The sequence below is a fragment of the Sulfitobacter undariae genome (assembly GCF_014196805.1).
GTDB classification, from domain to species: Bacteria; Pseudomonadota; Alphaproteobacteria; order Rhodobacterales; family Rhodobacteraceae; genus Sulfitobacter; species Sulfitobacter undariae.
Map to the genome: position 1 here is coordinate 85,978 of NZ_JACIEI010000012.1, position 10,220 is coordinate 96,197.

Annotated in this window: 9 protein-coding genes and 1 tRNA gene; 9 read left to right on the forward strand and 1 reads right to left on the reverse strand. The window is 55.6% G+C overall.

The features are described 5' to 3' along the window. From ccoP to ccoS, 5 genes are all read left to right on the forward strand, one after another. On the forward strand, positions 1 to 885 hold the full coding sequence (gene ccoP, locus GGR95_RS14350; RefSeq protein WP_184567035.1) for a cytochrome-c oxidase, cbb3-type subunit III: 885 nt from the start codon (positions 1 to 3) through the stop codon (positions 883 to 885). A gap of 141 nt (positions 886 to 1,026) precedes the next feature. After that, positions 1,027 to 2,589 (forward strand): cytochrome c oxidase accessory protein CcoG, encoded by a 1,563-nt coding sequence (gene ccoG / locus GGR95_RS14355; protein WP_184567037.1) that lies wholly within the window; start codon positions 1,027 to 1,029, stop codon positions 2,587 to 2,589. Continuing rightward, positions 2,586 to 3,038 carry a FixH family protein gene (locus GGR95_RS14360; protein ID WP_184567039.1) on the forward strand — a complete coding sequence of 151 codons (453 nt, stop codon included), beginning with the start codon at positions 2,586 to 2,588 and terminating at the stop codon, positions 3,036 to 3,038. Before ccoG ends, GGR95_RS14360 begins: the two co-directional genes overlap by 4 nt. Next, positions 3,035 to 5,152 carry a heavy metal translocating P-type ATPase gene (locus GGR95_RS14365; RefSeq protein ID WP_184567041.1) on the forward strand — a complete coding sequence of 706 codons (2,118 nt, stop codon included), beginning with the start codon at positions 3,035 to 3,037 and terminating at the stop codon, positions 5,150 to 5,152. Before GGR95_RS14360 ends, GGR95_RS14365 begins: the two co-directional genes overlap by 4 nt. Continuing rightward, entirely contained in the window at positions 5,149 to 5,289 is a 141-nt protein-coding gene (gene ccoS, locus GGR95_RS14370) for a cbb3-type cytochrome oxidase assembly protein CcoS (RefSeq protein ID WP_184567043.1), read from the forward strand. Before GGR95_RS14365 ends, ccoS begins: the two co-directional genes overlap by 4 nt. A 9-nt stretch (positions 5,290 to 5,298) precedes the next feature. Here ccoS and rsgA read toward each other — a convergent pair whose 3' ends face one another. Then, the gene (rsgA, locus tag GGR95_RS14375) at positions 5,299 to 6,333 is read right to left on the reverse strand and encodes a ribosome small subunit-dependent GTPase A (RefSeq protein WP_343042295.1); all 1,035 of its coding nucleotides are present in this window, start codon (positions 6,331 to 6,333) and stop codon (positions 5,299 to 5,301) included. Between the two features lie 72 nt (positions 6,334 to 6,405). On the opposite strand from rsgA, the gene GGR95_RS14380 reads away from it, so the two are divergent. The 4 genes from GGR95_RS14380 to GGR95_RS18820 all read left to right on the forward strand — a co-directional run. Continuing rightward, the gene (locus tag GGR95_RS14380; RefSeq protein WP_184567045.1) at positions 6,406 to 7,821 is read left to right on the forward strand and encodes a DUF6880 family protein; all 1,416 of its coding nucleotides are present in this window, start codon (positions 6,406 to 6,408) and stop codon (positions 7,819 to 7,821) included. Between the two features lie 118 nt (positions 7,822 to 7,939). Next, complete coding sequence (locus tag GGR95_RS14385) at positions 7,940 to 8,806, forward strand: glycosyltransferase family 2 protein (protein WP_184567047.1); 867 nt, start codon at positions 7,940 to 7,942, stop codon at positions 8,804 to 8,806. Positions 8,807 to 9,039: 233 nt separating this feature from the next. Then, positions 9,040 to 9,116, forward strand: a tRNA-Arg gene (locus GGR95_RS14390). A gap of 758 nt (positions 9,117 to 9,874) precedes the next feature. Beyond that, on the forward strand, positions 9,875 to 10,220 hold a 346-nt coding region (locus GGR95_RS18820), incomplete at its 3' end, for a hypothetical protein (protein ID WP_221384926.1).

Consider the following 10,220-nt stretch of genomic DNA (forward strand, 5'->3'; position numbering starts at 1 on the left):
ATGTCTGACCAAGATAAAAAGAGCCATGACAGCAAGGTTGACGAAGCCACAGGCGTCGAAACAACCGGCCATAGCTGGGATGGTATCGAAGAACTGAACAACCCGCTGCCGCGTTGGTGGTTGTGGACGCTGTATGCCAGCATCATATGGGCCATCGGCTATACGATTGCCTATCCTGCATGGCCCATGATTTCGGGTGCGACGACGGGTGTGCTCGGTTGGTCAACCCGTGGCGAGGTGGCCAAAGATATCGCGGCCCATGACGCCAAAAATGATGGTCTGGTGCGTGAGCTTTTGGCCGCTGATCTGGCAGGCCTTGCACCCGAGGACGACTTGCACCGCTATGCCGTTTCGCGGGGTGGTGCGGTGTTTCGGGCGCAATGTAGCCAGTGCCACGGTTCCGGCGCGGCAGGGGCCAAAGGTTATCCTAACTTGCTGGATGATGACTGGCTGTGGGGCGGGGATGTGGAGAACATTGCCCTGACGGTAAAACACGGCATCCGCAACGACACAGATGATGATGCGCGTTATTCCGAAATGCCTGCGTTTGGTGAAATGCTGGACGATGACGAAGTGACCGATGTCGTTGAATATGTGGTTAGCCTCTCTTCGACAGATTTTGACGAATTGGTGGCCCTGAAGGGTAAAACGGTGTTCGCGGATAACTGTTCGTCTTGTCATGGTGCAAATGCCGAGGGCGACCGCGAAATTGGGGCACCTGATCTGGGTGATGCCATCTGGCTTTACGGTGGTGACCGCGCTTCGTTGGAACATACCGTGCGTTATGCCCGTTTCGGCGTGATGCCAGCATGGGGCCAACGCCTGTCTGATGAGGATGTGCGCGCTGTTTCTATCTATGTTCACAGCCTTGGCGGTGGTGAGTAAACGAAAACGCCGCGCAAGCGGCCCACAGATGAGGTGGCTCTGTTCGCAAAGCTACGCCACCTCGGGGCGCGTTCTTGATGCAGATCAAGGCGCGCCCGTTTGCACATCTGTAACCAGAGCAGGCGAACAGGAAAGAATCCCATGACTACCACACCTCCTCCACAGCTTTACGCCCCCCGTGAGCCGATTTTCCCCCGTCGCGTGACAGGGGTATTTCGCCGTTTCAAATGGGCGATTTTGATTTTCACCTTGGGTATTTACTACCTGATGCCATGGATCAGGTGGGACCGCGGCCCGCATTTGCCCGATCAGGCCGTATTGGTCGATATTGCAAGCCGCCGCTTCTATTTCTTCTGGATCGAGATTTGGCCCCATGAATTCTACTTTGTGGCGGGCCTGTTGATCATGGCGGGGCTGGGCCTGTTCCTTTTTACTTCTGCGCTGGGCCGTGTCTGGTGCGGTTACGCCTGTCCGCAAACGGTCTGGACGGATTTGTTTATCCTTGTCGAGCGTTGGATTGAGGGCGATAGGAACGCCCGTGTTCGCCTGCACAACGCCAAATGGACCGCCCGCAAATGGCGGTTGAGCATCACAAAATGGGCGGCTTGGCTGGCCATTTCGGTGGCAACAGGTGGCGCGTGGGTCTTTTACTTTGCGGATGCCCCGACATTGTTGGTGGATCTGTTCACCTTCACCGCACATCCGGTTGCTTATGGTACTGTCGCTTTTCTGACGGCGACCACCTTTGTGTTTGGTGGCTTCATGCGTGAACAGATTTGCATTTATATGTGCCCTTGGCCGCGTATTCAGGCGGCGATGATGGATTCTGATACCATCACCGTGGCCTACCGTGATTGGCGCGGTGAGCCGCGCGGCAAAGGCAATTTGCGCAAACGGGACCGCGCCGCCGCTGAAAAGGCCGAGCGCGAAGCGCAAGCGGCAGGGCCGGGCCAGCAGGCGCGGTACAAAGCCACTCCATATCCCAACGCGCCGATCCAGCTCTCCAGCGGCAGTGCCACAATCGCGGCGCCTGTTCAGGAGCACGGCGATTGCATCGACTGCATGGCCTGCGTCAATGTCTGTCCCATGGGTATCGACATCCGCGATGGTCAGCAGATGGAGTGTATCACCTGCGCGTTGTGCATTGATGCTTGCGATGATGTGATGGCCAAAATCGGCAAGCCACGGGGGTTGATTGATTATCTGGCTTTGTCCGATGAACCAGCCGAGAGAGCCGGCGAGGCGCCAAAATCTGTCTGGCACCACATCCTGCGCCCCCGTACGATCCTATACACCGCGCTTTGGTCGCTGATCGGTGTGGGGCTTGTTTACGCATTATTCATTCGTAGCGATATTGAACTGACGGTCAGCCCTGTGCGCAATCCGACTTTTGTTGTGCAATCCGACGGCAGCATTCGCAACATCTATGACGTGCGTTTGCGCAACAAGCTGGGCGAGGATCGCTTGATCCATCTTGGGCTGACCAGCGAAGCTACATTGGGCATGGAGCTTCAGGGCCGTAATGGCGAATTGGATGTTTTGGTGCCAGCGGACACCACCATCTTGCAACGAGTCTACGTCACAGCCACACCGCAAAGCGCGGCGGCGACAGAGCACTCAACGGACCTGCGTCTATGGGTCGAGGACGCCCTCAGCGGTGAGCGCGCAGGCCGTGCCACCAGTTTCAACGGGAGAGAAAAATGACAAAAGAAATTAAGGGATGGCACGTTCTGGCGGTATTTGTGTTGGCGTTTTCTGTCATCATTAGCGTCAATCTAACGCTGGCGTATCAGGCGGTACGGACCTTTCCGGGGCTTGAGGTCAAGAACTCTTACGTTGCCAGCCAGAGCTTTGATACGGACCGGGATCGCCAGTTGGCGTTGGGCTGGGATGTGTCGGCTGTTTTGGTTGAACATGACCTGAGTTTGTTTATCCTCAAAGGGGGCCGTGCCCTTGCACCTGTAATCGAAGAGGCCACTTTTGGCCGTGCCACTAACGTGGGACAGGACCAAACACCCGAGTTTACCTTTGACGGCACAGCACTACGCGCCACCGTTGATGGCGGCGAGGGTAATTGGAATCTGCGGATCAAGGCACGCGCAGAGGATGGCACATTATTCCAGCAACGCATTATCGTAAGGATAGAGAAATGACATCCGCTTGCCCCGCTTGCTCTGTTGGCCCTGCGGCATCCGCCTTGGCGGAGGGGCCGGGATTGCAATTCTCGCTGCCTACAATTCACTGCGCAGCTTGCATTGGCAAGATCGAGCGCGGCATGGGCGGGGTTATCGGCGTGCGGGATGTGCGGGTGAACCTGTCGCTCAAACGTCTGTCTGTGACGGGCCCCGCTGATCCTGACCGCGTGCTGGCCACCCTCGCGGACTTGGGTTTTGAGGCCTATCCGCTGGATTTGGGCGCGCTGGACAGAGCGCGTGATGATCAGGGTCGCGCCCTGCTGACGCGAATGGCGGTTGCGGGTTTTGCGATGATGAACGTCATGCTGCTGTCTGTGGCGGTATGGTCGGGCGCCACGGATGCGACCCGCGATATGTTCCATCTGATTTCAGCGGCGATCTCGCTTCCTGTTGTGATCTATTCGGGTCAGCCGTTTTTCTTGCATGCATGGCAGGCGCTGCGGGTGGGCCGCTTGAATATGGATGTGCCAATTTCTCTGGCGATCTTGCTGGCGGCAGGCATGTCCTTGTTTGAGGCGCTCAATAGCGGCGCACATGCGTATTTTGACGCGGCACTTTCATTGACGTTTTTCCTGCTGATCGGGCGCTATATGGATCACCGCACGCGCTCTGCTGCGCGTTCCGCAGCCAAAGAACTGACGGCGCTTGAGGTCCACACAGCCGAGCGGATGGTCAACGGCAAAGCCCAAACAGTCAGCGTTGCTGATTTGGCTGTGGGAGATGTTGTGATGGTGCCCGCTGGCGCACGGGTGCCCGTGGATGGCACGCTGATCACACCCTCGGCCTTGCTGGACCGATCCATCCTTACCGGCGAAACCGCGGCAGTTCCAGCGGCCAAAGGCAGCATGTTGCAAGCGGGTGAAATCAATCTGTCTGCGCCGTTCGAAATGCGCGCTGAAGCGGTGGGCGAGGACACATCCCTGCGTCGCATGGCAGCTATGGTCGAGACAGCCGAGAATGCGCGCAACAGCTATACTGCGCTGGCCGACCGTGCCGCGGCGATCTATGCGCCTGCGGTTCATTTGCTGGCACTGGTAGCGTTTTTGGTGTGGCTCGCCATTTCGGGAGATGTACGCCACAGTCTGAACATTGCCATCGCTGTGTTGATCATCACGTGCCCCTGCGCCTTGGGGCTTGCGGTGCCTGCCGTGTCCACTGCTGCCATCAGCCGCCTGTTTGCACATGGATTTTTGGTGAAACACGCCACCGCGCTCGAACGTCTGGCCGAGGTGGGTCATGTGGTGTTCGATAAAACCGGTACGCTAACGCTGCCGTCGGTTGCGCTGCCTGAGGGGTTGAGTGACACAGGCCGTGCCATCATCAAAACGCTTGCGCAGGCGTCCCATCATCCCATGTCAAAAGCGCTGGTTACGACGTTGAAAGACGCGGACGTGGTGAATTTAGGGGCAATTACAGAAGTCGCAGGCGAAGGGATTACTGCGCAGTTGGGCGCGCAAACCGTGCGTCTGGGCCGTGGCCCGTGGTTAGAGGCGGATTTTATCGGGCTTGGCTATCGCTGCGGGGATGAACCCGCCGTGATGTTGGCCGCATCTGAAACAATACGTGCGGGTGTGCCAGAGGCTTTGGCGAGGTTGCAGATGCCTTGTGAGATCATGACAGGCGATGCGCCCGAGCCTGCGCAAAAGCTGGCGGATGCATTGAACCTGCCCGTCACCGCCCAAGCCCGCCCCGCCGATAAACAACGCCGTCTGGCGCAGCTTGCCGCGCAGGGGCATCATGTTTTGATGGTCGGAGACGGTTTGAACGATACCGCCGCACTTGCCGCTGCGCACGCCTCAATAGCGCCCGCGACCGCCCTAGAGGCATCGCGCACGGCCTCTGATATTGTGGTGCTAAAAGAGAGTTTTGCCGATCTGCCGCTGGTTTTGGTGGTGGCGCGCGCAACGCGGTTGCTGTCCCAGCAGAATTTTGTAATTGCTGCTGTGTATAACTTGATCGCGGTACCGATTGCGCTGGCAGGTTATGCAACCCCGCTTGCTGCTGCGCTGGCGATGTCGATATCGTCGATCACAGTCTTGCTGAATGCCCAACGGATGAGGTGGATGTCATGAACGTTCTGGTTATTTTAATCCCTGTTTCCCTAATTTTGGGGGCTGTCGGGCTGGCCGCATTTTTGTGGACTGTACGTTCGGATCAATATGACGACGACAAAGGCAATGCGGCGCGAATATTGCTGGACGATGACTAGAGCACTGGCCTAGCGCCGCTTGCCGTAAGTTTCGGGCTTTTTATTGCCGCGTGCGCCAGTAAACGTCGGGGTGTTTACGCGGTTTTCATCATCCAGCTTGCGCCACCGTTCCAGACGGTCTGCGTCTAATGTGCCAGCAGTGACTGCCGCCTGAACAGCGCATCCCGGCTCGTGAAAATGGGTGCAGTCGCGGAATTTGCAATTGGGGGCAAGTTCCGTGATTTCAGCAAACAAGACGTCTAATCCGGCGGCAACATCGCTGACATGAAGAGTGCGCATGCCCGGCGTGTCGATGACACAACCACCCGACTGGATAGCATGAAGCGAGCGCGATGTGGTGGTGTGGCGGCCCTTTGCGTCGTCTTCGCGGATGCCACCCGTCAACTGCGCGTCTTCGGGTGCTTTAGCGGCCAGCGTGTTCAGCAAGGTTGACTTCCCAACGCCAGATGAACCGATCAGCGCCACAGTCTGCCCTTCGCCGCACCACGGGGCCAATGCATCAACAGCGGATTGCGTTTTGGCATTTATTGTCACCACCTGAAGGCCGCGTTGCAGCGCCTGTGCCTGTGTTACAAACTCCGATGCGTCCTCGATCTTGTCGGCCTTGGTCAGAACAATCACGGTTTCTGTGCCTGCCTCATTGGCAAGGGCCAGATAGCGTTCCAAACGCGCGGGATTGAAGTCTTCGTTGCACGAGGTGACGATAAACAGCGTGTCGATATTCGCGGCGATCAATTGCGGTGTGCGTGCGCCAACGGTCTGGCGCTGGAGCAATGTCTGGCGATCCAGCCTGCGCACCAGTTCCCGTGTATCCGCGTCGACCAGCACCCAATCGCCCACGGCATAATCAGACGTGTTCGCGCGCGGCGCCAGCTTGAGCTTTATTGCTCCAGCGACCCCTTCCGCGGACATGCGTGAGCGGTGCACTGTGGCAATCCGCAAGGGCGTATACCCTGCGTCTTGCGTGCCTACTTGGTCCTCGAAAAACGGGGACCAGCCAAGAGTTGCCAGAGAATGCGGTGTCTGAGGGTTTTTATTTTTCACCCTGTATAAATGAGGGCGCAAACAGGGCTATGCAAGCTTTTCTTCTGTCCAAAGCAGTGCCAAACATGGGTTATGTCGAAGAAAACCTTGAATGAAACAAATCTTGCGGCTCTGGGAGCTGAACGGCTTGCTGCGCTGCTGATCGAAGTCAGTACAGGCAGCGCCGATATCAAGCGCCGTTTGCGTCTGGAGTTGAGCCATAATCTGGGCGCGGGAGAGCTGGCTCATGATGTGCGCAAGCGCCTTGCGTCGATCCGGCGCAGCACCAGCTTTGTGGGGTGGCGCAAGCGCAAAGCACTGATCCGAGACCTAAGCACCCAAGCCGAGATGATCACCGATAAGATCGCTCCTGAGGCCTCCACCGAAGCCTTTGACTTACTGTGGCAGTTTATCGAATTGGCTCCCTCGGTTTATGAGCGCGTTGATGACAGTCGCGGTGATGTGGGGGATGTGTTTCGGGCAGCACGCGGGCATTTTGCACAGATCGCCCCCCGTGCCATGCTGGCCCCTACAGAGCTGGCCGTTCGTGTCTGGCGCGCCGTGTGCGACAATGGCTATGGCGAATTCGACGATATCATCACGTTGCTGGCCCCTGCTTTGGGGGATGAAGGGTTGGCACACCTCAAGCAATTGGTTGAGGCGTTCAGAGAGGCACGGTTGGAGGAAGATGAGGACCATGCCGCGCTGCAATTCTTGCGTGACCTGCGCAGTAGCGGGGGGAGTTTTGCCGCTGATCACAAGGCACGTCTGATCCGTATGACGCTTCAGGAAATCGCATCGGCACAAGGAGATACCGACGGCTATATCGCGCAATTCTCAGCCGAGCAAATGACCCGCCCGCGCATCGCTGCACAGGTGGCGCAAATGTTATCGGATGGAGCACGGCACCATGAAGCGCTGGAGGTATTGGAGAACGCACAGGGGGCAGGGGATGCGGATTGGGATGCAGCCTATATCGCTTGTTTGTTGGCGTTGGGGCGCGTTGCGGATGCGCAAGCGCACCGTTGGACATCATTCTGTGATACGCTGGATGTGCAAACCCTGCGGGATTACCTCAAGGTCTTACCGGATTTTGAAGACATAGAATTGGAGGATCAAGCCAAGGCACATGCTTTGCACTTTGCGGACCTGCCCACGGCGTTGGAGTTTTTCCTGGCATGGCCGGATCTGGCCTGCGGGGCCCGTTTGATTGAGGACCGCGCGTCGCAGTTGGACGGCGCATTGTACCCTATATATGCACCTGCCGCCGAAGCCCTGCGTAACAGATACCCGCTGGCGGCAGTTCTTTTGTGGCGTGCGATGATTAATCACACGCTCTGGGACGGGCGCTCTACCCGTTATACATATGCAGCAGACCATCTGATGGATTGTGCTGCCGTGGATGCCGAGATCACCGATTACGGCCGTTTTACAGCGCATGGCGCGTATATCGAGTTGTTGCGCGAGGCGCATAAACACAAGTCATCCTTTTGGGCACGGGTGCCCTAGGCGACCTTTATTGTCTGATACATGAGACACAATAATTGACAGACCATATCTGTTCCACTGGATTTCCTTGATCGGGCCGCAATGCATCGCTACCCCATGATGGAACGAGGGTGTTGATATGAAGATTTGCGCGATTACGATGGTTTACCGCGACTACTGGGCGCTTGCGCAATGGTATCGGCATTACGGTAAATATTTGGGCCCGGAAAATCTCTATGTGATTTCCCACGGGGTTGATCCCGAGATCGCTAAAATTTGCCCCCAAGCCAGTATCATTAACATCCCACGTGACGATTTGAAGGGATTTGACCGTGTCCGTGCGCGTCTGATAAATGATATCCAATCAGGTCTGAATAATGTTTATGACTGGGTGATCCAGACCGACGCGGATGAACTGGTGTGCCTCAACCCGAACACATACGGATCGTTTCAGGAAATGTTCGAAAACACAAAAGCACCTGCGCTGTTTGCGTTGGGGCTTAACCTTGCTGAGGTTTACGGGGACTCAGCGTTAATGCCAGATGATAACGTTCTGGCGCATCGAAATGTTGCTTGCGTCACCGGGAACTACAGCAAAGCTTGGGCTGTGCGCAAAGCGCTGCCGCTACGTTGGCATGGGGTGTTTTGTGGACGTGGCCAAACCGATGTGTTCCCCTATGAAATGCCTGATGATGTGTTTTTTGTGCATTTGAAACATGCCAATTCAGATGCGTTAAAAGAAACCAATGAAGTGCGCCAGTCGGTGGCGGATTCAGTTGGAGAGGATTGGGGCGTGAACGGCTGGTCGAACTCCGAATTGCACGCGCAACGTTTCTTTCGTAAATTGGCCCAAGCGCAAGAGCTTCCATGGGAGCAAGCCGTCGCATTAGGGTATGAGGTGATCCGTGAAAACCCAGTCCGTGATCCCACGCGAGGCATCGTGAAGCCGCCCTTCAATAACTATGTGTGCCGGACAATTCTGCCAGATTGGTTCCGCACAGTTTAGAGGATACGATCAGGCCGAGAACCAGAGCTAGATAAAGGACGGCGTGTCCCTTATTGCAAGATTGACTTCGATAGAGTTGTGTAAGATACGCTCAACACAAGTGCGGGCCGTTAGCTCAGCTGGATTAGAGCAGGGAACTTCTAATCGGTTGGTCAAGTCAAAATTTCGCTTTGAATTAAAGGCGTTTAACGAGTGGTAAAATATTGCGGACTGTTTTACAGACTGCTTTCAGCGGCTCCGTAGCTCAACTGGATAGAGCAAGGACCTTCTAAGTCCGAGGTTGAGGGTTCGATTCCTTCCGGGGCCGCCAAAATCTAAACTTAACAGCAGGTTAGCAGATGTAAACTGCCGAGTATACCTCCGCTTGAAAGCGCAGTTTTTTGGAGAATAGTTGGTCAACCGCAGTTTGTTAAGCTGTATCCCTCCTGACAAGCAAACGCGCCAATGCAGTCCGTAACTGTATTTTTTGAGTGGAACTTTAGGCAGGATAAAGCTCTTGTTGAATGTATTGCCCCAGCCACCCAAAAAATCTTCGGTTAAGGTTTCTATCATTTTTTTGATTTCGTTATGAAGCCGGAAAAAAAAGGGGCACAAAAAATAACGCGGGTGAATCGTTATACCTACAGCGGCTCAGAAAGTTGGGGTTGTAACTACAATTTTATGGCCAATGCCCACCAACATTTCTGCTCCTGAGCTCATTCAGTTTCTGGTCATTGTGCGGTCCGTTTTTTGAGGCCGCACAACCCAAAAACTGGATGAGGTGGAGAAAAAGCTGCAAAATTCGGATTGCCTCAGGGCTATCTCATCGAAACTGGGAGTGGCAGCCAGTAACACGACTTGAGGTACGCCACAGGTTCACCTGATTTCCAGATCTTGCGCGGGCCTTTTTGTGAGGCCACGCAAATCCGGAAACTCCGGAAATACCGAACTAAAATAAACATCAACATTTGCCAAACCGATAGACTCACCTGCTGCTACAGCGAGTTTGGCCAGATCGCCTTTCTGAAAGGAGAAATTAGGCGTCTTGAAGCTGCCACCCTGGCGCAGCGTTACTCCGGGATGAACCCCATGACCTATCACCAGATATTCACCAAGCAGCCTTGCCAGAACCTGAAACAAGTTCGCGGGTTTCTTCGCGATTACGGAACGGCTTTGGCAATGGCTGCTCACAAACTCGGCGGCCCAACAGCCAGTGCACGCGTGTTTCTACTGTGTGAGGCCGTTCGCCACGCGCGACAACTGACGCGGGCCCAAAGTAATCAGTTGATCGGTTTTCACCGTTTACTGACGCTGAAGCATGTCGACGACCATGACCGAGCCGAGAGCGATCTCTTTGTGCAGATCAACCTTGCTTCCGGGTTTGTCGAAGAGTGTTGTTCTCTGTCAGATAAGCTCCGCAGTTTGCTGAAATCTA